We start from the raw sequence: 25,015 nt of genomic DNA on the forward strand, positions 1-25,015 counted from the left end.
TTACATTCTACACCGGTTTTATAAAATACTCAAGGGGGTATTTGGTGTTTTTTTATAATAATTATAATTAAGTTCAAACTTTGTTCATATTTAATACGATAAGACTTCTAACTCTCCTGTTTCTAAATGAAATAAATACCCTTCTACATCAACCGAATTGCCATATTTAACATAAATCGGATGACCCTTTAATATCTTCATTTGCTGAATGACATTTTCTTTCTCAAGCTGATAACTACTTGTCTCATTATGCCCTTTGATCGACTGATGAACGTGTGTGATCCAGTTTCTAAATGACTCCACTTCTAGTGAGTCATTGGGGTCAATTTGTTGAGCAGCTTGGATTCCACCACATCCTGTATGTCCTAAAATAACGACCTTTTTTACGTTTAGGTGCTTTAAAGCATAGTACAGACTCGCATTAAAGCTATCGTCATTTTCATTCACTTGATTAGCAATATTTCGGTGAACGAATAACTTCCCTAACGGCATTTGCATAATGACAGAAGGGCTGACTCTAGAATCCGTACAACTAATAAGGAAGATTTCGGGACTTTGTCCTTTACTTAAATTTAAAAAATAATCCGTATTCCTTTGTTTCATCTCTTTTACAAAGCGTCGATTTTGCTTCATTATGTCATTCATACAACGTTCTCCTTTAGCTTGAGTTCCTCTATTGCTTGTTCTACTGAATAGTAATCTATTTGTTTGTCATACTTACTCTTCCACCCTGCCTTTTCCACTAAGTCTCGAACTGGACCTTTCATCCCTGTTAAGATACAAGTTACATTCATTTCTTTACAAACGTTCATCATTTCTTCTAATTGATCGATCGCGACAGCATCCATATCGTTTACAGCCGACATATCTAAAATAAGCCATTTCACTGGTCTCGTTGTTATATATTCTTCGACCTTATCTTCTATAAAGGACATATTAGCGAAATAAAGAGAACGGTCTACACGCAAGATAAGAGCGTCTTGATAAGTTGTTACTTGAGGGAAGCGTTTTACATTTCTAAATATGTTTTGCTCTTTTAAATAACCGACCTCTGCAATATGAGGATAGGCACTGCGCCAAATAAAAACGACGAGTGAAACTACAATTCCAATTAAAATTCCTGTCTCTATTCCAATAAAGAGAGTTAGTATAAATGTAATTGTGAGTACCCAGCCGTCTATTTTTTTCACTTTAAATAAGTGTTTAACTTCTTTTACATCGATTAAACTATAAACGGCGACGATGATAATCGCAGCTAAAACAGCATTTGGTAAATAATAGAATAATGGTGTCAAAAATATTAACGTAATAATAATTAAAACCGCTGAAATAATCGAGGCCAAACCTGTTTTAGCACCTGATTGATAGTTAACGGCGGTTCGAGAAAAACCACCTGTTACTGGCATTGAGGCAATAAAACTACTAAAAATATTAGCTAAACCTAAACCTTTCAACTCCTGATTGGGGTCGATTTTATATTTCTCTTTAGTTGCAATTGCTTTTGCAACAGCTATCGACTCCATAAAGGCGATAAATGAAATCATTAGCGCTGTAGGCAATAGTACTTGGATCGCTTCTAGATTTATTAGTGGTATTGAAAAATGAGGTAAACCTCTAGGAATGTCCCCTACAATTTTTAAGTCAAGTTCATCTAAGCGAAAGAGATAGGTTACTAAGATAGAAAACGCAACTACAAAAATAGGACCTGGAATAACTGGCACGTACTTCTTCATAAAAATAAGGATTAAAATACTTGAGATACCAAAGAAAAATGTTAATAGATGTATGTGCGAAATACGTTGAAATACTTCAACGATTAGTTGATGTGTATATTCGTGACTCTGCAGATTGACTCCTAGTAAATGTTTAATTTGACTTAAGGCAATCACAATTGCGGCAGCTGACGTAAATCCGCTAATAACAGCATGTGACAGAAAATTAACGATAAAGCCTGCCTTCGTTAACCCAAGGACCAGTTGGATCACCCCAACCATTAAGGCTAGTAAAATAACATAATTTAAGAACTCTGGTGTTCCGGGCTCGACAATGCTGGAAACCCCCGTAAAAACTAATAACGATACCATCGCTACTGGCCCAACAGCTAATTGTCTTGAGGACGCAAAAATCGCATATATGAGCAGTGGCACAGTTACTGCATATAAACCGATAACTGGATCAATTCCAGCTAACATTGCATATGCCATTCCTTGAGGTATTAACATAACAGCGACAATAATACCTGCTGAAATATCCCCTTTTAGAAACTCTTTCTGATAATTTGCTATCCATTTAATAATAGGAAACCACTTTTTTATCATGATGAAATCCTTTCTGAGCTTCTATTTTATTGGCCCGGCCCAATGAGAAATACCAGGTATTACATTCCATACATTTTTATAACCGTTCTTTTCTAATAAATGACATGCAAAGTCACTTCGATTTCCTGTTCTACAAATGACATAGATATCTTCTTCTTTAGCTAGTTCATCTAGACGAAGCTTTAGTTCACCTAATGGAATAGATACCGCCCCTGGAATATGCTTAAATTCAAATTCTAATTCTTCACGCACATCGACGATAGTGATTAATTCTTGTTCTAGCTTACTTATCAATTCATTATTAGATATAATTCGTGCATGTAAATACTTATCGTTCTGTGCCTCCTTACCTTTTCGAATATAGTGAATAAATACATTATCATTAGCTAAACCATCGATATATTCATGGCCTGTATAATTGGCCCATTCCTTCAATTCTATAAAACAATCAACTTCAGTTGAAATTACTTCTAGAACCTCACCTTCATTAAGTTCGGTTAATGCTTTTTTCACATGGACTAAGGGTAAAGGAGAGCGTTCCCCTTGAATATCAATAGTTTTCGTCACTTTCACTTCCATAGTTCTCACCCCAACGTTCTTTTAGATCTTTACTCCCTAACTATATAAAATCTAATTTAAACTCGATTAGTTAATTGGCACGACATAAACAACCTACAGAATAGCAAGTAACTGCTCCTATATTTATAAGCAGCAGTTACTTTTTTACCTCTAGTTTTTTATTGCTCTAGCTTTTTAATCGTTGCTGCACTCGTCTGTAATAGGCGTTGGACTGCTGGTTCCTTCAATAATCCCATGAGTCCCAAAATGCCAACTGGCTTTTGTTCGGTTGAACTAACTTCGTTATACGCTGCATTGGATACTTCCAATATTTTAGGCATCGCTTTCATCATTGGTGAGTTGAGTAGTTGATCACTTAGCTCTGTTAGTTGGTTGAGCTTCTTTGTCGCGTGATCAATCGTTGTTTCCGTTACTGCATCAACTAGTATTCCTGAAGCTTCAGCGAGGTCAAGAAGCTTTTCTAGCGTTCCGTTTTCGGCTAAGTTCCCCAAACGATCTAGCATTGGAAGTAGTTTCTCACCTACCGTAATGAGCTCGTCTAGCATCTTAAATAGTTCCGGTCTTTCGATTAGTTCTAAAAGCACTGCCGCTTTCTCGATTTTTTTTGTTAAATTTTCAATCGTCTCGCTCGTTAAGGCATCAGATGCAATTTTGGCCATCGTTAAAGCATCATCTAGTACTTCTGCTTTCGATACGAGCGAACTTAACACTTCAGGATCAAGATTTTGTAGCACTTCTCTTTGCTCTTTCTCTAGTACTTTTATCATACTGCCACCCTCTTTCCTCTTAAAGAATTTATTATAAAATTCCTTTTAAGTTAATCCAGTGGGCATTATTATAGGAAAGCTTAGCCCAATGTACAGCTTTAGATGGTGTGACAGGCTTTGGTGGTTGATCATAGTTGAAAGCGATATAAGTTGCTTTGTGTAATCCAGTTTCAATAAAACAGAAGACTTTTCCGTTGTATCGTTTATTTGCTTGCCCACCATCGATCATGCTTATTAGATTTTCTGCTAAAATTTCAACCTCAAAGTGTGCTGTCGAACCAGCTTTACTAATTGGTAGGTTTGTAGCATCTCCGATAACAAAAACATCGTCATGGTCTACATGGTTTAAATATTGGCGATCTGTCGGTAACCACCCTTCATCATTGTCCGTTAGCGATGATTTAACAGTAACATCCGCTCCTTTATGTGGAGGGATCATGACGAGTAAATCGAAAGGAATTCTAGTATCATCTAGAGCGACTAATTCTTTTTTTTCAGCATCTACATGGTCAATCATAAAGAATGTTTCAATATTTATGTTTCGCTCTGTATATTCTTTTGTTGCAAGCTTTGCAACAGACTCTGTTCCATACGGTTTTTGAAGCGGATAACAATACGTAATGTTTGTTTTTTCACGAATTCCTTTTTCTCTAGCCCAATCATCAAACATCATTGTAAATTCAAGTGGAGCAACTGGACATTTATGTGGCAGACCGACAGCCATAACAACGTTACCACCATCAAACTCTTCCATTGCTTTTTGTAGTTTCATAGCTCCATCTAAAGTGTAAAAAATGTGTCCTGCTTCTTCTAATCCTGGTACTTCTTCCATAGCAGGTCTTGAACCTGTTGCAATAATCAAGTAATCATACGATAGAGTTTTACCTGATTTTGTCTTAACTTGTTTTTGCTCTGTTGAAAATTGAGTTGCTTCATCAAATACAATGTCTACTAATGGCGACACAACATCTTTAACAGGACGGATAATTTCTTCCTCTGTTTTTAATCCAAATGGGATATACAAAAGCCCTGGCTGGTAGAGGTGTTCTTTTTTATCACTAATCATGGTTACGCTTACATCACCGTTCTTTAGCTTCTCTCCCATACCTTTTGCAAGCGCATTAGCCATCATCGTTCCAGCTGTGCCACCGCCGATAATTACGACTTTTTTCATGAGTCTCCCACCTTCCTACTTGTTAATACGAACTTGGATGCGGTAATAACCATCTTCCTTTTCTTGTCCAATATATTCGTGGTTAAATTTTTTCGCCCACTCTGGTACGTCTTTAAGTGATCCTTCTTCATTAGTCCATAATTCTAATACATCTCCACCATTAGCTGTTTTTGCCTTTTTCATGAGTTCTACTAAAGGTCCTGGACAAAAAGCTCCTTTTGCATTAATGATTGTTACGTTTTCTTGTACTAACATAATCATTCACTCCTCATCTTTTTTATATTAACTACGTGACAATAGTAGATTACATCAGAATGTAAGCGATTTATATCAGGTAAGTCACTTATCTTTTATTTATACCATTCACATTTTAGACACATTTTTGTAACGTTTATAAAGGAAAGGCTTAATTTGAGTGACTGCTAGAGTACGTTTCTAGGAAATCACAGTGATTAATTACATCATTTAATACGTGCTTAAATAGAGACAGCATTTTTTTCTTGTGAAACAGCGCCACCAAGTTATTGCTGGTAACGATTAAATGTATAAACCAACCTTTTTTGAAAAATGAACCTTGAGAATAGGAAATTAAAGAAAGTGCCCAGCTCCAAGACAGTCTCGTTGGCGCTAGGCACTTTACGTAAGCTAAATTTTTAAAAAGAAAACAATTCAATGTTTCTTAGTTTTATCTTAGAAGACATTAAGACGTATGATGAACTGCACAACGGTTCGGCCCAATTTCTAATTCTTGTTTACGCTCATTATCTGCAGTTTCGACACCACGATTGATCGAAATGATCTCCTCAAAGTTTGGTGGTTTTACAGAACTAGCTGATTTTTCGACTTGAGAAATAAAGTCTTCTTTATCGGTTTGGAACATCGTTTTATTTTGTTCACGAACCTTACCTAAAGTTTGTCCAATGTAATTGTCTGCATTTCTTTCAGTTTCATAGTCGGCATAGTGCGCTGGCAAAACGATTATGTCATCCGCAATTTGAGCTACTTTATCATAGACAGTATGATATAAGTCATCGGCCCACTCTTTCACTTTTCCACCTAAGTCTGGACGACCTAACCCACTAACAAAAATCGTATCTCCCGAGAATAGTAATTTCTTATTCACAAAGAAAGAGACACTTCCTGGTGTATGACCTGGTGTTTTAATCGCTAGTACTTCGACAATCGCATCTTCAAATTCAATTTTTTCATAGTTTTCTAGAGGATTGAATTCGAAGACAGCCCCTTCACTCTTCATGATGTAATAAGCTGCTCCTGTTTTTTGAGAGAGCTCATAGCCACCTGACAAATGATCCGCATGCAGATGAGAATCTACAATATGGGTAATCTGTACATTATGTCGTTTCGCTGCTGCTTCATAAATATCCACAAAGCGAAGTGGGTCCACGATTAACATTTTATCTCCTGAAATGACATAGTAAGATAAACAACCTTTTCCGACTCGAATGAGCTGGTATACTTCGATTTTTGCATCTTCATACACTTTTGCTTCGTACAGATACTCACTCCAAGATTTCATTCCACCTTCTAAATAAAACGTGCGAAGTCCTTGTTCCTCAAGTTGTTCTGCAACAAATCTAGAAGAGCCTTCTTTTGCACAAACAACAAGAATATCCTGTTCTTTTGGCAGCTGATCAAGATGCTGCTCAACTCCGTCTAAAAAATCAAAGTACGGAATATTTACAGATGTTATTTTTTCTCCTTCAATTTTCCAGTCTGTGTAGTCCTCATTGTTTCTCACATCTAAAATAAATAATTGCTTTTTACTTAAAATGTACTCAAATACTTGGGCTGTTTGCATTGATTTTTGTGTCATGAAAATTACCTCCAGTAGTTGTTTTATAGTTTTTTTGATACTTAAGTTAAGAAACTTCTATCACCCTATGACTTTGGTTGACGTGCTCCCCATATAAATAAGATTGCTATTGAAATTACAATGGTTAAAAATGGTGCAACCATGATCAGAAAAAAGTTCATATTAGCCCACCTTCCTTTCTTCTTCGTGATCGTCTGCCTTAACAGTCTCACCCTTCACATAAGAAGCATCGAATAAGAATAATCTCATCAGGATGTACAAAGAAGGAATTAACAGAAAGAGTCCTGCAATAAACGCAATGATTAAAGCTTGGGCCATCGTTGCATTCGTAAAGCCATCATAGATGTTAATATACGGATATAGTAGGTACGGTAAGTGAGACACCCCGTATCCAAAGAACGCAAAAGCAAATTGAAACATTACGAATACGAAAGCAAGTCCATACCGCTCACCTTTCCAAATGTAATAAACAGCCCCTAAGAAAAATAGTAGTGACAGTATAAACATCCAGCCGACGTCGACCATGTTTTGAAAGTGTTCAGGATTGTGATTATTTAATGCGAAAAATACGAGCACACTGGCAATGATCGTCGGCGTTGCCCAAGTCAGTGCGTAGTTACGCAAAAGTTGGAGCGCTTCGAAGTCCTTCGCTTTATTTGCGTAATAGCTTAAAAAGGCTGACGAAATAAACAGGACACTTACAATCGATAATAAAACGACACTCCAAGAATACATATTTGTGAAAAGCTCTTTATAATGTAACAGTACCTTTCCATTCTCAACGGTAATGAAACCACCTTCTGAAATAGTCAATACGACCGATAATGATGCTGGAATTAACAGACCCGTAGCTCCGTATAGAAATGAATACACTTTACTATCTTTGGCACCATACGTTCCAAAAGCATAGTAAGAACCACGGATTGCTAATAGGATAATTGCTACACTTCCTGGAATGAGTAATGCTGTCCCAAAGTAATAAGCGGTGTCTGGAAAAAAACCAATAATGCCTACAAAGAAGAAAACTAAGAATACATTCGTCACTTCCCAAACAGGTGAAAGATATCGCTGAATTAAGTCATTCATAATATGATTCATGTTTGTTAATCTACTATAATAGTTAAAGAAGCCAGCTCCAAAATCAATCGAAGCTACAATCAAATAACCATATAAAAAGATCCAAAGAACTGTAATACCAATCATTTCATAGCTCATGTCCTATCACCTCCTTTTAACTGATACGTCGTTGCTCTTTTAACTCCATTTCAGGCGTGTTGTTCTTAAACATCTTTCGCAAAACGATCGAACATGAGACCGCTAGAATGATATAGACGATCGAAAAAATAACGAGCATTATATCGACATGGTCTGCCGTTGTAGCTCCCTCTGCTGTTTTCATAACACCAACTAAAATCCACGGCTGTCTTCCTACTTCTGCAAGGATCCAGCCGACCTCAATGGCTATCATGGCCAGTGGACCTCCAATGATAATTGACCATAATAAAGGCTTGTTGTACAAGTACTCCTTCTTCCATTTGGATAACGCGACATAAATAACTGAAATTGCAGCTAAATACATACCGATGGCAACCATGATGTCAAACATATAATGAATCCATAATGGCGGTACCTCATCGGCTGGAAAGTCATTCAAACCAATTACTTCAGCACTTGGTGAACCGTGGGCCAGAATACTTAACCCATAAGGAATTTCAAGGCCATATTTTAGTTCATTGTCTTCTGTTAGGATACCTCCTAAATGAAGTGGTGCTTCTGTCGTTGTTTCAAAATGTAATTTCGCTGCTGCAAGTTTTTCAGGTTGATATTCCGCTAAAAATTTTCCAGATAAGTCCCCTATCACAACGGTTGCAATTGAAAATACGAGAGCAGCCACCATCGTTAAATGAAGCGCTTTCTTATGATACACATGGTTTCTACCTTTTACGATTTGATACGCAGAAACCATCGCCAAAATGAATGCTGAAGTTAAATAACTAGTAATGAGAACGTGGGCAACTTTTGTTGGCATAGCTGGCGTAAACATCGCTGCGATTGGATCGATATTCGTAATCACACCATCCACTAGCGTAAAACCTTGTGGGGTGTTCATAAATGCATTTACTGTCGTAATAAAAAATGCTGAAGCTGATGCACCAATAACAATTGGAATAACCAATAAAAAGTGACGCATTCTACTCTTAAAACGATCCCACGTATAAAGATAAATGCCTAAGAAAATCGCCTCAAAGAAAAATGCAAAGGTTTCCATAAATAACGGTAACGCTATCGTTTGTCCTGCAACTTTCATGAAGTTTGGCCATAGCAAGCTCAGTTGTAATGCTATTGCCGTACCAGTTACAACACCTACGGCAACGGTTATAACAAACCCGCGAGCCCAACGTCTTGCTAATAAGGAGTAATGAGGGTCTTTACGCTTTATTCCCATCCATTCTGCTAATGCGATCATAACGGGTACACCTACACCGATCGTGGCAAATATAATATGAAACACTAACGTAAAGGATGTAAGTATTCGGCTATATATGACCGGATCGTACTCAAACATAACAATTCTCCTTTCCTATTTTGTTGTTAACGAAAGAACCGACTAATTAAGAAGCATAATGCCAGCAACAATAAAACATACCATAATGAGCCAAAGCTCTTCTTTCGTATTTTTCTCCACAGACTCCCTTCCTTCGTTTCCCTTAAGTCATTGCCTTACGTTCTATAGTTAGAGTGTAATCAAACGTCAATATCGTTCACATAAGGTTTTTCCCCTATATTTAAGGTAAAAATGAGTATTTTATGAACAAAAAAAGCTTAACGGCTGTTTCACCGTTAAGCTTTATTAAATATCTAATAGCTGATATTTCTGAGCAATTTCAATCCAATCTGCCTTAGATTTGATATTTAATTTCTTAGTAATATTATGTCGGTGTGTTTCAACCGTTTTCCTTGAAATGGACAGTTTTTCTGCTATTTCTTTTTGCGTGTGACCTAATACCGTTAACACAAAAACTTCTTTTTCTCGCGGGGTAATCGGCAAAGTTAAGGTATCCTCATTCTCATCCCAGTCCTCTGTAAGTTTTCCTTCAAAAAACTTTTTTCCGTTCATAATCAAGCTTAAGTATTTCATCAGTTTATCGCCATTAAACCTTTTGACCATATAGCCGTTCGCTCCAAGTTTATAAGCTTTCTTTTGGTAGGAAATATCATCATGCATTGAAAAAATAACGATCTTTGCATCAGGGAATATTGAACGCATTTCGCGTAGTACTTCAAATCCGTCCATTCCGTCTGGTAGCGATAAATCTAAAATAATTAAGTCAAATGAATATTCAATTGCTTTTTTTATAGCCGTTCGCCCATCTTGTGCTTGAATAATATATTCAACAGTAAACATATCTTTTATTAATAAAGCTAAACCACTTGCTACTACCTCATGATCATCTACAATCAGTACTTTCACAGTTAACACCCTTTATTATGTAAATCTACATACCCTTCAACCTTCGTTGGACCTCCAATTTTACTATCCCAATTAACTTCTCCGTTAATCATCGCCATTCGCTCTTTCATATGATACAATCCAAGTCCTTTAAACTTCGTTTGACTTACATCAAAACCTTGACCATCATCAATAATTTGGAATATAATTTGATCTTCACTTTCAGCAAATTTAATGGTTATTTGTTTTGCTTTTCCATGACGAACCGCATTCGTAACCGCTTCTTGAATTAAACGAAATAATTGCAGCTCCACTTCTTTAGATAGAACGTATTCACGAATTTTATAGGATAATGTAAAGTTGACCTTATAAAATTTTTTCCAGTCTTCTACCGCTGATCTTAAAGTCGCCTTTAACCCAAATTGATCAATCGCTTGCGGTCTTAGTTGCTTGGTTAACCTTTGAATATTGTCTAACGTTTTCTCTAGTGTGCCCTCGATTTTACGAAAATGACTTTGATAATTTTCATCAGTAATATGATGCTTAACTCCTTGTAATCCCAAAAACGCACTATATACCCCTTGAGATATATCATCATGCAGCTCCATTGCTATCGCTTTTCTCTCTTTTTCTTGTGTAGCGATCGTATCTCGTATTAATAGCTTCTTTATTTTCAAGCGTTCTTTTTCTGATGTCCACTTTGGATTTCGAAGTATGAGTACCATAAACTCCATACCCTCTAGTGTTATTTTGGTTGTACTCATTTCAAATGATGTTTCTTTTTTTCCTTTATATGTCGGCATATGAGCTTGAAAGCTTGGAAGAGGATCTTCGTGTGCAAGAATACATCGTTCCTCACCAGGAGCTACTTCTCTCATCTTACAATACGAACAATAAGGGACTATATCTCCAAGTTCCCAACCTGTCATTTCTTTGGCTAAATTATTATGATAATGAATTACACGATCCTTATTAATGATTACGACCCCTTCAGATAAATCGTCCACCAATTGTTTAAACCACTCTAGTTTCATGATTTACACACCCCATCCCAAATATCTTCATTAAATTAATATCAAATAAAAATAGAAATATCGAGGAAATCAAGACCTGTTCACAAAATCTTCTTATTAAAATAAAAAATTAAGGGAAATCACTTATACGCAACTTAATATATTAAGTTATAATTAATGTATATACCCACTACCGTATTTTAGCGTCTAGTTAAAACTTTTTCTAATCCTTTTATCTTCTAAATATCCCCAGAATTGAAGGGGCATATGAATTTAACAAGCATTTAATCATTAAGCGATGTTTAAGAAGAGTGTTGATTTTGGGCTCATTACTAAAGAATGAAGGCGTGTGATATTAACATTTCACAAGATGAGCCCAAACCAACTTATCTCAACAATATCCTTTAACAGAGCTAATCATAAAAAGAGAGGAAATAAAAAAAGGTTTACAACATCAAATTTATTTGATATATTAAGTTTACACAAATTAATACCCCAGAGGGTATAAGGAGGGAAATAAAATGAAAAACAATTACAATCCACTTTACTTTTTAGCTGCTCTCGGAAATGGTGGTCTTGCCGTATCATTTTTCATGTATTTAATGTTTATGGTCCCACATCCAGATACGCCAATGGCAACATTCAATCACATCTACCCGTATATTACAGGTGAGAATACGTTTGTCTCTATCTCTATTATCATAGCTTTGCTAGCGATGATTTATTTTGCCGTAAAGCATTTCGAGAAAGTTATTTGGAATGTGAAAGAGTTTAATAAATTCAAAAAAACAGACGCATACAAAGCATTACGTTCTTCAAATGGTGAAGTCGCTTTAATGGCTATTCCATTAACTTTTTCAATGATGATCAACGTTCTTTTCGTCTTAGGAGCCGTCTTCGTTCCTGGATTATGGGATTACGTACAATTTCTACTTCCATTTGCATTAATCGGGTTTATGATTGTTGGGTTCTTTTCATTAAAGATCTTTGTAAGAATGATGACTCGTTTCATGACGACACCATCTTCATTCAAAGAAGAAGCAAACAATCACTTTAGCCAATTGCTTTCTGTATTTGCGTTCACAATGGTTGCTGTAGGTTTCGCTGCTCCTGGAGCGATGAGCCACAATCTAGTTATTTCAGCTACAGGGATCTTTTTCTCAATCTTATTTACTGTACTAAGTGTAATTTTAATCATTGTTTGGATTGGTTTAGGATTACGATCCATCTTTAAAAATGGGTTTGCACTAGAAGCTAGTCCAAGTGTTTGGATGCTCATTCCTATATTAACGCTTATCGGAATTACAGGAGTACGTGTTACTTCTGGTTTAGCACACAACTTTTTAGGAACTGACCCACACCCTTTAATCTTTTTTGTAGGTTTAGGTGCGGTGATTACGGCTCAAATCGTTATTGGAATTCTTGGTTACTCTGTCTTAAAGAAATTAGGTTACTTTAACACATTTGTTGGAGGCAACAAGAATAGTGCAGGTAGTTACGGACTAATTTGTCCAGGTGTTGCCTTCTTCGTATTAGGGATGTTCTTTACACACTGGGGATTAGTACAAAACGGTGTGATTGATAAATTCTCAGTTGCATACTTTATCATTCTTGCACCATTCGTATTCGTACAATTCAAAACCATTCATGTTCTATCTAAACTAAACAAAAAACACTTTAAATCTACAACAGAAAAAGAGCCTAAGGTTCAAGAAAAAACAGCTTAAATTTTATTGCTATGCAGGATCATGAAGTGGTCCTGCTAGCTCACTTATTTTTACTATTAAATGTAAGCGCTATTATAAACACTTACCAAATTTATTACTACATTAAGGCGGTGAATTTACATGACACAACTACCATATAAAGTAGCAATTGTCGGTGGTGGAACGGCTGGAATAACTGTGGCTGCCCAATTAGCAAAAAAAATATCACCTGATGATATCGTGATTATTGACCCAGCAGCTCATCATTATTATCAGCCACTATGGACATTAGTAGGGGGAGGAATTGTTCCGAAAGAACAGTCGGCTCGTAAGGAAAAAGACCTTATTCCACGAGGGGTTCACTTTATTCAAGAAGCCGTTGAAGCCTTTAATTTAAATAGAAAAACACTAACAACAGACAAAAATAAAGAAATAGTTTTTCAGTATTTAATAGTTGCCCCTGGTCTTAAACTTTACTGGGATCAAGTGAAAGGCTTAAAGGAAGCAATAGGACAAGAAGGTGTTGCTAGTAACTATGCTTATGAATATGTAGATTACACATGGGATACCATTAGAAACTTTAAAGGCGGAAGAGCAATTTTTACCCATCCTAATACACCTGTGAAATGTGGGGGTGCGCCACAGAAAATTATGTATTTAGCAGAGGAATTTTTTGAAACCGTTGGAGTTCGTAATGAAACAGAGGTTATTTTTAACTCTGCTAATCCAGCTATTTTCGACGTGCCAAAATATCGTAAAACTCTTGAAAAAGTTCTTCTAGAAAAGAAGATCAAAACAAATTTCAGAACGAATTTAATTGAAATTGACCATAAAACTAAAAAAGCAACGTTTGAAAATATAGATACTGGTGAGATCAAAACCTATGTATATGACATGATCCATGTTACCCCACCGATGGGACCTCATCCTTTTATAAAGAATAGTGAACTAGCGGATGAAAATGGCTGGGTAGATGTAGACCCTAACACTTTACAGCATAAACAATTCCCATTCGTTTTCGGTTTAGGCGACAGTGCGAACTTACCAACCTCTAAAACAGGAGCAGCAATTCGAAAACAAGCACCCACTGTCGTAAATAACTTACTTTCCCTAATTAATGGCAAACCATTAAATTCTATTTATAAAGGTTATACCTCATGTCCGATTGTTACAGGACGAGGCAAATTAATCTTAGCAGAATTTGATTACAACAAAGAACCAAAAGAAACATTCCCTTTCAACCAAGCAAAACAACGATATAGCATGTACTTCTTAAAGAAGGAATTACTTCCTCGTTTTTATTGGCATGGGATGTTGAAAGGAAGAATGTGATTTTTGTTAAGCACAAACTTATAGAAATATGCATAAAGGGTGAGTGTTACAAAAAATAGCTAACAGCAAATAGGCTGTTAGCTATTTCAATGACTGCATACAATAACATTTTCTAATCGATATCTTTTTTGTTCTTCCCTTTCACAAATCGGTATGTAACGTAAGCAATGTACAAAGGAGTAGCAATGTAGATCAAGTAAGGAAATTGACCATAAAATCCTTTGTAAATTACAAATAATGCGCAACCCAAAAAGATGGTCACAATTGTCCCGTATTTCGGTAACGGGACTTCTTTTAAGCTTGGTATACGTAATTTACTTACCATTAAAAAGCACAGCGCTGTAAATACGACCGTTGTTATAATATTGGGAATCAGTTCTCCAAATAAAGTGAGGGTCGCCAATATTCCCCCAGCAGCAGTAATTGGAACACCAATAAAATAATTCATCGATGACTTCGTACTCACATTAAACCGAGCTAAGCGATAAGCGCCAAACAGCGGAAATAAACCAGCAACTATAAAGCCTAATAATCCAAATTGATAAAAGTATGTATAATACACTAAAAAGGAAGGCGCGACGCCAAACGTCACAATATCAGCTAACGAGTCTAACTCTTTTCCTAAAGCACTTTCTGCTTTTAACATTCGGGCTACTCTTCCGTCCATACTGTCTAACATCATTCCGATAAGTATTAAAATGGCCGCATTTTTGTATTGGCCCGTTGCAGCATACCCGATCGATAGGAAACCACAATACAAATTCCCTAACGTAAAAAGGTTCGGGATGCTTTTTGTAAATCGCATATGTTGTCACCACGCTACTTAAGATAAATTTCCTTATGAACCTAACCATATTCTTTCATTTAGTCGCTTATTTTACAATTACTTAAATAAGAGAATCTGTATATTAATAAAAACAAAAATAACCTGTTCTGTCAAAGATTTATTTATTACATTTCCATTAATCAATCACTTCTCTATAGCTAAATAGAACGAAGCTGTACCCGATTGATACAGCTTCGTTCTATTATTCACTTTATTTCTCAAAATACTCTTTCACAAACTTAGGCTCCTTGCCTTCAGCAAATGTATAGAAGTCAGGGTATGAATGTTGATGATAGTAGTATCCGATAATGTATCTTCCATCACCACCCCATTGTGATCTTTGTAACGCTTCCTCTAATTGTTCAGGCCCTTCGATTTTCAGGCCATTTTGTTGCATTTTGATGTTTTCCTCTAATTCATACTTATGAATATAATCATACATTTCCATATCTTCTTCCATCTTAAACACAATAGCATGCGAAATGTCTTTAGGGGTTACTCTTGCTTGGTCTCGTAAACCTTTTTGCTCGAGCCAACGATCCATTTCATCGTAGGATTTTTTCCATACGGTATTAATTCTCTTTTCATTTGCCCATAAGTATTCAATATAAGCCCAAGGTTCACGTCTGTCATTCATATCTGCATAAGTTTCAGCTTCAATTTCTGAAGTTAAGACTTGATGGAACTCTTTCATATCTTGAGGATCAGTTAAGACTACTCTTTTCCCTAAGTTCGTGTGTAGTGAAATTCGATCAAGCTCGGATAAATCATCAATGGTTATCACTGGATTTTGATTACGTCTATGTTCTTTTGACTGATAAATTGGTTTGTAGAATTCATCGTATACTTTCATTGGAATACGATACTGTCTCACAAGTGTCTTATCGCTATCTAAGTCGTATCCGAATACAACAAATCCTGTGTCTCCACTATAATTTTCAATCATAGCCTGGTCATGGACAATTTGCTCGTGTAAGCGACGAATGTTTTTTATATTCTCTTCTTCCTTATAGGAATAGGACTGTCTAATATCTAATTCTTTGTCACGTCTAGAGTTATTTGACTCCCCTTGCTCTTCCACTTTCAACTCATCCAAAAGAGGATAAATACCCTCAGACATGTACACTTGATGTACATTCGCTAAATCTGGCACTTTTTTCTCGTAGCCTAAAATATCAAATTGCATAATGAAAGCTACTAAAATAATCGCAACCGTATAGATTGCATAGCCTTTCCATTTCGCGAACACTCGCCACGTCTTTTCTAAGATCATTTCAGCAATAAAATATCCTATAATGGATCCAGCGATATAGCCAAAGATAATCCATCCTAGTTGTTGATTTTGCATTGCGCCAAAATAGAGCCCCCCAACTAACATAGAACAAACCGTAACACCATATTTAAAAACTGGGCGTAACGACTTGAAGGCAATTGCTTGCGTCGCACTTTCCACACTTCGATTTTTATAAACGAATAACGAAGTTACATAAAAAAAGATGATAAACAAAAGGTAGGCGAAGATCTCTCGTACAGTTAAAGGTGTATGAATGACTTCAACTATGCGTACAAACGGTAATATTCTTTCAATGTTTTGCATTAAATAATATTCCCCGGCAAAACCAAACAAGAAAAACTCAACATTCATGAGGAAAAGTACCGTTATGCCAGTAGGAAAAATAAGCATGATATAAATAAGTGCCCCTTGTAAAACAGACATCCCTGTCAGCATCGCAACAAAAACACCCGCTAAAAAGACAAAAACATTTAATAGTAATGTTACTGCCATCCAACTAAAAACAGAGGAAAACGATAATAATTCTTCAGCTGGTAAGACACTTCCTAAAGCCCAAGCAAGCAATCCTGTTAAAAAAATAGGGACAAACAGAATGACAATCCCTAATAAAACATGTTGGTTAAATAAACTTTCTCTTTTTAGCGGTAAACTATGTACAAAGTCACTTGATGATTTAACTTGAATATAGCGAAAGATAAAAATCGAAAGTAATACAGGCATTAAAAACATTAAAAACACTTGGAACTCGATAGAAACCTCAAATAAACTAGTAACAGGCCTTGTAAAAAAAGGGTGCTCATGTCCATCTCTCGTATAGGCCATTAAGAGCTGCAAAGGCAATGCAAATAATAAGCATAAAAAATACGCAATTCCAACCCAGCCGACACTTCTTAAATCTTGGATGAATATACCTCGATTAAACGATAATGTTTTCGATAGCATAACCGACATCCCTCATTTCATATATAAAAATCTCTTCAAGCGTTAAAGGTAAAACGTCAAATATAGCTGGTTTGAATGATTCAATATGGGACGTCACCTTTTCGTGATTTCCTCTAACAATATAAAGGCGTACACTGCCCCGCTCTTCTTTATACAACACGTCAATTCCATGTAAAAAAATCGGTGGAACTTCATGTTTAAAAGCGACTTGAATTTTATGAATATCCGATTTTAAATCATCTAGGTCTTTTTCAATCATCAGTTCGCCCTGATGAAGTATCCCGATTTGATCACAAAGGTCCTCTACCTCACGTAAGTTATGTGAAGAAATCATAATCGTCATCTCTCTATCAGCTACATCTTGTATCAGTAGATTTTTTACTTTATTCCGCATAACCGCATCAAGGCCGTCGAGTGGTTCATCCAAAATAAGCACCTTAGGCATTGTTGATAAAACTAACCAAAATGCTACTTGTCTCTGCATCCCTTTGGATAAACGGTGTATTTTTTTATTAACATCAATTGGGAACACTTCACGTAATCTTTGGAAACGCTCTTCGTTCCAGTTTACATACATACTTTTATAAAAATCAGCCGCCTGCTTAATTGTCGTGTTTGGAAAGAAAAATAAAGCGTCTGCTAAAAAAATTACGGATTGCTTCTTGCTTACATTTTCAAAAATAGGCTCGCCGTCAATGAGAACATCTCCTGAATCTTGTTTATATATACCCGCAATCATTTTCATTAAGGTCGTCTTACCTGCACCATTGGAACCGAGTAGCCCGTAAATGGAGCCTTTTGAGATTCGTAGACTTAAATTTTTGACAGCTTCTGTTCCCTCGAATTCTTTGCGAAGGTTTTTGACTTCAATCACTTTCTTCTCCTCCCTTCACTGACTCCTCTGCAATCGCAACTAGAGATAGGATGTCCTCTTTTTTCATTCCTAGATACATAGCTTCTGATAAAAGCTTCACCAATTCTTCTTTCATCTTCTTCACCTTTTCATCATTTTTCGTTTCTGATTGAGGAGCAACATACTTTCCCTTACCTGGAACCGAGTAGATGTATCCTTGGTGCTCTAACTCACGGTATGCTTTTTGTATCGTATTGGGATTAATCGTTAATTCTTGTGCTAAAGCTCTAACTGAAGGTAATTGTTGGTCAGCTACGAATACCTCATGGATAATCAACTCTTTCAATTTTTCAACTAACTGCTCATAAATCGGTTTTCTACTTCTGATATCTAATTGAAACATGACTTCCTCCTTTCTAGGAAGCTTACTTTTATAGCTATTGCAAATCTCTTTTTTGACCCATTTTGCGTATGACGTTCACTAACTGTACTATTTATCGTATTACAGTTTTAATTATATATGCCAAAATTAATTTTGCAACCATTTTTTTCTAAATATTTTGTTCATGTTGGTAGTGAACACAAATAGAGGTGCAAATCATCATGTGATCTGTACCTCTATTTGTATGGAAATCTGTCGATTATTAATGTGAAAAAAACAATGATTTTTACTCTCTCAATTTGTAACCTATGGTCCTTTCATTAAACCATCTTAAAGAACCTTCCACTTTTCTTCTAATTTAACTATCATTCGATTTAATTGTGAATCTTTATTATCGCCTAACACTTGAAAGATCTCATCTTCTTTTACATGATCTGGACTCTCACTCTGGAATTGCAGTAATATGTTGTCAGCTTCGTTTTTACAATGGATATTTCCTAAAGATTGACCAGTTCGCCCGTCTCGTACCTTTTGTGCCTTCGTTTCGATCACTTGTAAGACGGTTCCCTCTTTTATCATTTCTTTTAAGCTCATAAATCCTAACGATGATGTGTTTTTAAAAATAGTTATATCTAATCTCTCATATGTTCCTCGCTGATTACTTTTATGAAAAATAGCATCATTGAGCTCGCTCAAAAACGTTTGATACGACTTTTCGTCTTCCCAAAAAGATACGATATACGCCTTTGTAGGGTTAAAGAGTTACCAACCACCAACTTGACCTATAAATCCGTCTACACCTTTTAGCACAGACCAGTAAAATTGGGCCGTTGAGAACTTCTCTTTGTTATCCTCATTGACATGGCATCTAATCCACTTCACGATCATGACGTTACTCCTTGATGATATTCTTCGTAAGTGACCAAAGCTCTTTTATATAATTCCGCGTCCATACCAAACCGTTCCGTTAACCAATATTCCATTTCTTTTTTGTTAAGCTCTTTTTGCGATGTTCCTGTCTTGAAATGTTGTTTAAGCGTCTGATTTTTTATTGAAGTGGGAACGCCATCAATGTATCCAAAAATTTGGATTTCTTTTAGAACGGGTGAGACCTTCCAATCATTTGAACGGTTGATGTGCGCCTTCATCTCATCTATACGAACCACATCTGTTCGGAGAATTTTCGTTGGCCCTGGAGTTCTAGTGATCGTAATTTCGTTTTCTTCGACTTTATACACAAACACTTCCCGTTCAGTTTTCACCTGAAATGACTGATAAATTGGGTAAGCTTGAAACAATGGTGCACAATAACCAACATCTACATAATAGGGTTGATCCAAATCAACTCGTAAACATAAATGACCAGGATCCATATACATATAATTCACTTGATATCCCAGATTAGTCAGCAACCAATGCATTCCAACTGAATGCGTCCAACACGTTCCTCCCATTCCTTGATGAATAATCCTCTTAAAGTATCGTTCAATAGGTGGTAAAAACCGTCCTGTCTCATTTCCTTCCTCCCAATCAACCACCTTCGAAAGCGTTTCCCATTTAATTTTTAGTTGATGATTTTTAATCATCTCGTTTAAGAATGCTAGATTTGCTTCTTGTCTTTCAACAGATAAAAAGTCTAATATTTCGTTCACTAGCTTTACTTGTTCATTCATACTTTCAAGCCCCTCCCCCAAGTTCTTATCCTTAGTTTATCAAGGAAGAACACAAATTCCGCCGATCAGAAGATGGATCATTTCTACAACTTTTGATGTAGGATTTACAGACAACCCATCACCGTATCTCCGAAATTACGAATATCAGCAAGATAGTCATATCCTTTAGGAGAGCCGAAGCTATTTAACATCCGCACGACAACTATATCATGTTTTGGTATCACCAATAGAGCAACATTCGTATACCCTAAAATTTGATAGGCTCCTTTTGAAATGAGCGGGCCAATTTCAGACTGTAAAGCAGGCAAGTCTTTTACAAACCATAGAAAGCCGTTTTGAGGCAGATCTTGGTCTACTAACCGCGGGGATTGAAGAGCTGTTGCAAGCTCTATTATTTCTTTTGCTACCTTTTGTTCTCCGTTTATCTCTCCCATTTTTAAATGAAGGTATCCCCAGTAAGCAAGGTCCCGTGTGGACACATACATATTCATCTTATCACCTGCAGTACTTTCGCTTGTAACCCAATTTCGATCATAGGGATCACGAATTACATCAACAAGCTTCTCATTTGACTTGGCATACCAGCCAGTTTCACGAAACCCGATTGGTTCAAACACTTCATTTTGGAGAATTCCCGCTATCGTTTGACCTGTTGTCCCTTTGATTACTGCAGCTAAGAGATCAATACCAATCATCCGATACGCCCAGTTGGTGCCAGCAGGAAATTCACGAAAAAGACTTCCTTCTTTCATATGAAGTCCATGTGCATGAGTAAGGAGGTGCCGAATCGTTGTCCCTTCTAAAACATTTCTATCTAGATCGTTCACATATGCTGTTACAAGATCATCGATTGAAGAGATGTAGCCTTTATAAACCGCATAGGCAACTGCAAATCCGATATAGCTTTTCCTAACCGAAGCAACATGAAATTGGGAGTCTGCTTGAATAGGTCTCGCTGATAAATCAAGAGAATGGTTTCCCCAATACTGTTCCGTTACGAGATTACCCTTATGGATAACGATACATGCCGAACCTGACCAACTAACAGCCTTTTGCGTTTGTCTAATATGATCCAGTACAGGGGTGAATTGATCGCTTGATTGTTTATCCAAATTCATAAAATTACCTTCCTTCTAGCACCAAGCTAAAAAAACTGTTTGATAAAATAACGGGGATTTAAGTATTCACCTGTAGCCTTTTTGATTTTTTCATTCCAATGTAATGAAGCACCAGGGTTGATGAACTCTCTAATTAAATACGATCCGACCTCTTCTGTGAACAAGTCGTTTGAAATATTCTTTTCAATAAAACAATGCAGCTGTGATGCGGTTAGTTCACCTAATAAATAATCTTGATACGAAGCAGGAGCTAGTGAGAAGTGCATTTTAGCTGCCCAGTCTGGGAAATGATTCTGTTCTGGTGGATGCATGAATTGAATATCTTGCACGAGCTTCCACCATAATTGGTTTAAGTTTTGATTTGGATTTTCATACAATTCTCTTTCAAAAAATGAAAACGTAATAATCCAACGAGCCGATACAAGCATTTGCCGCTGAAGCATTTTATTAGTAAAAGGTTTTAGCTCTTCTAATTGATTTGACTTAAGAGTAAGAAACCGTTTTTGCCAACTGCCCATTTTACTCATGCGTCCGAAGAATAAGGCGATCGCCTCTGTCGTTAATGTATGCGAATGAAAGCGAAGAATAAATGGTAATTTACGATCGATGTTTTTAAAATACACTGCATGACCGAGCTCATGAAGTAAAGCCGTGCACCAAAATAGACTTTCATCCAAATTTACTAGTATTCTGACATCTCCCTCTCGATTAATGTCCGAGCAAAATCCAAATGGGTTTTTATTATCTCGAGGATATAAATCACTGCGATTTAGAACGTCCTCTATTTCTAGCCCCATTGATTGAAAGGTTTGGTTTGCAATGTCCTTTATGTTTTTTCCTAAGAAATACGTATCTATATCTAATCCTTGAACAGGTGGCGCTTCTTGAAAGAAAGGATCGGTATAATGCCAAGGTCGAATATCACTTGTCGATACCCCCCATTTTTTTGCTAATTCTTCATCCATTTCGTGTTTAATCACTTGAAATGGGCCGTCTGATTGTTCCTTTAAACCTTCTAAAATATGAAAAACATCGTTAATGTCTAGCTCTTGCGTCTCATAAGACATTTGATAGAAATTATCAAATCCTAAGGCACGTGCATCTTCATTACGCTTTTGGATTAGCCGTAAAACTTTTGCTTCGATTTTTTTGCCAATTTGCTTGCTAGCAAACCATGCTTCTTTTCTTTGATTAAGGTCACTGCTAGTCTTGAGAATGTCTTTAATCTCATTGTTTGTTACTTCTTTCCCATGGATATTTGGACGAAAAGTTGTAAACGTTTGCGAAATTTCTTTTTCTAGCTCCAACGTTTTAGCTTGCGACTCTGGACCGAGTTGATTTTTAATCATTTTGCGATAAATGTCATCTAATTGTCGTTGTTGTTTATTTTTTAAGCGCTGTGTGCTTCGAAAAGTAGAAACTTGATCCATCAATTCTTTGCTTGCAAAGTGACTAAAATATGTATTTAAAGCTTTTTCATGCTGTTCACTCCATTTTTGATCTCCTGTTGTTGCAGCCATCCAGTGATTCGTAAGCACGGATTGGTAAAGGTCTTTTATCGTCTCATTTTGGTTATTTAAGAACGCTTCTATAGTTTTTACACTCATTCTTTCCCTCCTCCTTCATAGTAATGGTATATTCCCATACTAACAAACGAACGAGACAATCACTCAAAATATTCAAATAATCACAAATTTTTCTATAATCAGCGTAATGTAGCAAATTTTATTTACAGAGCTAGAAAACTAATTTATGGTAAATAAAAGATAGAATAGTAGGAATTATTTATTGAGTAGAGGAGATTTACCTATTTTCTAGAATTATACGGTAGCAAGTATTTACGAAAAAGGAGAATCCCAATTAATGCTTCAACAATTATTATTACAAGTTGTTTTTATTTTATTTCCAACGTTGCTTTATTACACGATCCTAAAAAACAACACATACCTTAAAAAATATAACAGTTTAATGGTAGGTTTTTTAAGCAGTTTAGCTATTTTATTATGTATGTCTTTCCCAGTCTCTTTTGGGACTGGAAACATGATGGATTTACGGACGATCCCTTGGATCCTCTCCTTTTTATACGGAAGCTTTCCCATCGGTATTTTCGTCACCATTATGATGTTTACTTTTCGTTTGTTTATTGGTGGTATTGGTCTATATGGTGTTTTAGCTGTCTATTCTTTATCGGTAATCCTTTTATTTATATACTTTAGAAATTATGAAACTTTTACATATACAAAAAAAGTTAAATCAACTTTAATACTTACTGCAATTAATTCACTACTTATCATTTTATCGATTCAGCTAATGTTTGGGTTTTCATCGAACAATGTGTACGTTTTTTATTTGTTTTTTATAATCATGCACATATTAATGATGTGGATCTGCATCTATGTGATAGAAACGATACGAGAGCATGGACAATTACGAGTCGAACTTCAAAAGTCTGAAAAACTTAACATCGTCGGCCAAATGGCTGCAAGCGTTGCTCATGAGATTAGAAACCCAATGACCGTCGTAAATGGGTTTGTTCAAATTTTACAACAAGATAAAGATACTCCAGAGAAACATCGAGAACATTATGAAATTATTACACAAGAATTAAGACGTGCCGAAACGATCCTAAACGACTATTTAACATTAGCAAAACCACAGGCCGAGAAACTTGAAACAATCAATATTCATGAACAAATCAATCGGATCAATCATACCCTCTCATCTTACGCACTCATGAAAAGTGTGAGTGTCGAGTACCACCTACCTCCAGAGAATAACTATTTAATAAAAGGCTGCCCTGAGAAATTCCAACAAGTACTTATAAACATAATCAAAAATGCGATAGAGGTTTCCACAAAAGGCGAAGTAGTTACCGTCTCCATTTCAAAAAATCGTAACTTCTACTACATTTTCATAAAAGATAACGGTTGTGGGATGTCAAAAGACGAATTGCAGGTTTTAGGTACTCCTTTTTATTCTTTAAAAGAACGTGGAACTGGACTCGGTTTAACGATTTCATACAGTATAATCCACTCGATGGAAGGTACCATTGAGGTGACAAGTCAAAAAGGAAAAGGAACTACATTCATGATTGGCCTACCTGTAATAAAGAGAAGCTTAGTTTAACGTAGACTAATACATACGAAATTATAGGAACCTGTCACAAACTGCTGACATGCTGCATACGTTGAAATTAAGTTAGTAGGTACCAACCCTTTTTTAAATCATACAAGGATTATAGTTGGTTGAAATAATTATTGAAATTAAAGTTTGAACGACCTGTTAATTCATCTACTCTGATTAAAAATAGGACTTACATTCCAAGCTCTGTTATCCTATTAAACATTGATTTAGAAAGTGGTTGATATGGAGGGAGGGATTACATGCCTAAATACAGAAAAATACCAGTCGTCGTCGAAGCGGTCAAATTAAAGAGATCGATTACAATTGAAACTGCAGAAGGTACAGTAAGAGGTTTACCTGGTGACTTTTTGATTACTGAACCAAGTGGAGAACAGTACCCCATTCGATCTGACGAGTTTGAGGCAACTTATGAACGAGTAAAATCATCGAAGGATATAGGTGACTTTCTTAAGAGAGCTCTGGGGAAACTGAAGAATAAGTCTACAGAAATTTTTATGAAACACCAATAGTCGTAATAAATATTTTGAAAGGAATGAAAAGAATTTATTATGATGAAATGATTAGCCTACTATGAAAAGTGGTTACCCAAAATTCCACGTTTTCAGTAGG

Annotated in this window: 24 protein-coding genes and 1 pseudogene; 4 read left to right on the top strand and 21 right to left on the bottom strand. The window is 36.2% G+C overall.

From position 1 onward, the window contains the following. Positions 1-90 precede the first annotated feature (90 nt). The 12 genes from GKP30_RS01320 to GKP30_RS01370 all read right to left on the bottom strand — a co-directional run bounded on the left by GKP30_RS01320 (position 91) and on the right by GKP30_RS01370 (position 11,157). Positions 91-645, bottom strand: a complete 555-nt coding sequence (locus GKP30_RS01320; RefSeq protein ID WP_216827581.1) for a carbonic anhydrase — start codon at positions 643-645, stop codon at positions 91-93. Continuing rightward, positions 642-2,318 (bottom strand): SulP family inorganic anion transporter, encoded by a 1,677-nt coding sequence (locus GKP30_RS01325; RefSeq protein WP_216827582.1) that lies wholly within the window; start codon positions 2,316-2,318, stop codon positions 642-644. The genes GKP30_RS01320 and GKP30_RS01325 overlap by 4 nt, the downstream gene beginning before the upstream one ends. A gap of 21 nt (positions 2,319-2,339) precedes the next feature. Further along, positions 2,340-2,897 carry a sulfurtransferase TusA family protein gene (locus GKP30_RS01330; protein ID WP_216827583.1) on the bottom strand — a complete coding sequence of 186 codons (558 nt, stop codon included), beginning with the start codon at positions 2,895-2,897 and terminating at the stop codon, positions 2,340-2,342. A gap of 158 nt (positions 2,898-3,055) precedes the next feature. Further along, positions 3,056-3,664 carry a hypothetical protein gene (locus tag GKP30_RS01335; RefSeq protein WP_216827584.1) on the bottom strand — a complete coding sequence of 203 codons (609 nt, stop codon included), beginning with the start codon at positions 3,662-3,664 and terminating at the stop codon, positions 3,056-3,058. Between the two features lie 31 nt (positions 3,665-3,695). Beyond that, on the bottom strand, positions 3,696-4,838 hold the full coding sequence (locus GKP30_RS01340; protein ID WP_216827585.1) for an NAD(P)/FAD-dependent oxidoreductase: 1,143 nt from the start codon (positions 4,836-4,838) through the stop codon (positions 3,696-3,698). Positions 4,839-4,853: 15 nt separating this feature from the next. After that, the gene (locus tag GKP30_RS01345; RefSeq protein ID WP_216827586.1) at positions 4,854-5,093 is read right to left on the bottom strand and encodes a sulfurtransferase TusA family protein; all 240 of its coding nucleotides are present in this window, start codon (positions 5,091-5,093) and stop codon (positions 4,854-4,856) included. Between the two features lie 445 nt (positions 5,094-5,538). Continuing rightward, entirely contained in the window at positions 5,539-6,672 is a 1,134-nt protein-coding gene (locus GKP30_RS01350; protein ID WP_216827587.1) for an MBL fold metallo-hydrolase, read from the bottom strand. A gap of 65 nt (positions 6,673-6,737) precedes the next feature. After that, complete coding sequence (cydS, locus tag GKP30_RS23950) at positions 6,738-6,833, bottom strand: cytochrome bd oxidase small subunit CydS (protein ID WP_407928573.1); 96 nt, start codon at positions 6,831-6,833, stop codon at positions 6,738-6,740. A 1-nt stretch (position 6,834) separates the two neighbouring features. Further along, positions 6,835-7,887, bottom strand: a complete 1,053-nt coding sequence (locus GKP30_RS01355) for a cytochrome d ubiquinol oxidase subunit II (RefSeq protein WP_216827588.1) — start codon at positions 7,885-7,887, stop codon at positions 6,835-6,837. Between the two features lie 16 nt (positions 7,888-7,903). Continuing rightward, a complete protein-coding gene (locus GKP30_RS01360; RefSeq protein WP_216827589.1) occupies positions 7,904-9,238 on the bottom strand; it encodes a cytochrome ubiquinol oxidase subunit I in 1,335 nt (444 codons plus the stop codon). Positions 9,239-9,523: 285 nt separating this feature from the next. Next, positions 9,524-10,144, bottom strand: coding sequence for a response regulator (locus GKP30_RS01365; protein ID WP_216827590.1), 621 nt, complete (start codon positions 10,142-10,144; stop codon positions 9,524-9,526). A 2-nt stretch (positions 10,145-10,146) separates the two neighbouring features. Beyond that, a complete protein-coding gene (locus tag GKP30_RS01370; protein WP_216827591.1) occupies positions 10,147-11,157 on the bottom strand; it encodes a sensor histidine kinase in 1,011 nt (336 codons plus the stop codon). Between the two features lie 500 nt (positions 11,158-11,657). On the opposite strand from GKP30_RS01370, the gene GKP30_RS01375 reads away from it, so the two are divergent. Then, positions 11,658-12,863, top strand: a complete 1,206-nt coding sequence (locus GKP30_RS01375) for a TsoY family (seleno)protein (RefSeq protein WP_216827592.1) — start codon at positions 11,658-11,660, stop codon at positions 12,861-12,863. A gap of 120 nt (positions 12,864-12,983) precedes the next feature. Next, positions 12,984-14,174 carry an NAD(P)/FAD-dependent oxidoreductase gene (locus GKP30_RS01380; protein ID WP_216827593.1) on the top strand — a complete coding sequence of 397 codons (1,191 nt, stop codon included), beginning with the start codon at positions 12,984-12,986 and terminating at the stop codon, positions 14,172-14,174. 112 nt (positions 14,175-14,286) lie between these two features. Here GKP30_RS01380 and pssA read toward each other — a convergent pair whose 3' ends face one another. The 9 genes and pseudogenes from pssA to GKP30_RS01425 form a co-directional block, all read right to left on the bottom strand. Beyond that, positions 14,287-14,979, bottom strand: a complete 693-nt coding sequence (pssA, locus tag GKP30_RS01385) for a CDP-diacylglycerol--serine O-phosphatidyltransferase (protein WP_216827594.1) — start codon at positions 14,977-14,979, stop codon at positions 14,287-14,289. Between the two features lie 232 nt (positions 14,980-15,211). Beyond that, the gene (locus GKP30_RS01390; protein WP_216827595.1) at positions 15,212-17,236 is read right to left on the bottom strand and encodes a DUF6449 domain-containing protein; all 2,025 of its coding nucleotides are present in this window, start codon (positions 17,234-17,236) and stop codon (positions 15,212-15,214) included. Beyond that, complete coding sequence (locus GKP30_RS01395; RefSeq protein ID WP_216827596.1) at positions 17,211-18,110, bottom strand: ABC transporter ATP-binding protein; 900 nt, start codon at positions 18,108-18,110, stop codon at positions 17,211-17,213. The genes GKP30_RS01390 and GKP30_RS01395 overlap by 26 nt, the downstream gene beginning before the upstream one ends. Continuing rightward, complete coding sequence (locus tag GKP30_RS01400) at positions 18,103-18,492, bottom strand: GntR family transcriptional regulator (protein ID WP_216827597.1); 390 nt, start codon at positions 18,490-18,492, stop codon at positions 18,103-18,105. Before GKP30_RS01400 ends, GKP30_RS01395 begins: the two co-directional genes overlap by 8 nt. Positions 18,493-18,801: 309 nt before the next feature. Beyond that, positions 18,802-19,065 carry a hypothetical protein gene (locus GKP30_RS23365; RefSeq protein ID WP_236034887.1) on the bottom strand — a complete coding sequence of 88 codons (264 nt, stop codon included), beginning with the start codon at positions 19,063-19,065 and terminating at the stop codon, positions 18,802-18,804. Positions 19,066-19,101: 36 nt separating this feature from the next. Then, positions 19,102-19,359, bottom strand: a pseudogene (locus tag GKP30_RS23370) (DUF4937 domain-containing protein); the annotation flags it as partial. Next, positions 19,356-20,144, bottom strand: coding sequence for an arylamine N-acetyltransferase (locus GKP30_RS01415; protein ID WP_216827599.1), 789 nt, complete (start codon positions 20,142-20,144; stop codon positions 19,356-19,358). The gene GKP30_RS01415 and the pseudogene GKP30_RS23370, both read right to left, overlap by 4 nt. Positions 20,145-20,248: 104 nt before the next feature. Further along, positions 20,249-21,262: a serine hydrolase domain-containing protein gene (locus GKP30_RS01420; RefSeq protein WP_216827600.1), complete on the bottom strand. Its 1,014-nt coding sequence runs from the start codon at positions 21,260-21,262 to the stop codon at positions 20,249-20,251. 26 nt (positions 21,263-21,288) lie between these two features. Next, entirely contained in the window at positions 21,289-22,869 is a 1,581-nt protein-coding gene (locus GKP30_RS01425) for a gluzincin family metallopeptidase (RefSeq protein WP_216827601.1), read from the bottom strand. A 256-nt stretch (positions 22,870-23,125) separates the two neighbouring features. Between GKP30_RS01425 and GKP30_RS01430 the strand changes: the two genes are divergently transcribed. Both GKP30_RS01430 and GKP30_RS01435 read left to right on the top strand, forming a co-directional pair. Next, positions 23,126-24,388: a sensor histidine kinase gene (locus GKP30_RS01430; protein WP_216827602.1), complete on the top strand. Its 1,263-nt coding sequence runs from the start codon at positions 23,126-23,128 to the stop codon at positions 24,386-24,388. Between the two features lie 257 nt (positions 24,389-24,645). Further along, the gene (locus GKP30_RS01435) at positions 24,646-24,915 is read left to right on the top strand and encodes a hypothetical protein (protein WP_216827603.1); all 270 of its coding nucleotides are present in this window, start codon (positions 24,646-24,648) and stop codon (positions 24,913-24,915) included. The last annotated feature ends 100 nt before the right edge of the window (positions 24,916-25,015 follow it).

The sequence above is a fragment of the Alkalihalobacterium elongatum genome (assembly GCF_019024285.1).
GTDB lineage: Bacteria > Bacillota > Bacilli > Bacillales > Bacillaceae_F > Alkalihalobacterium > Alkalihalobacterium elongatum.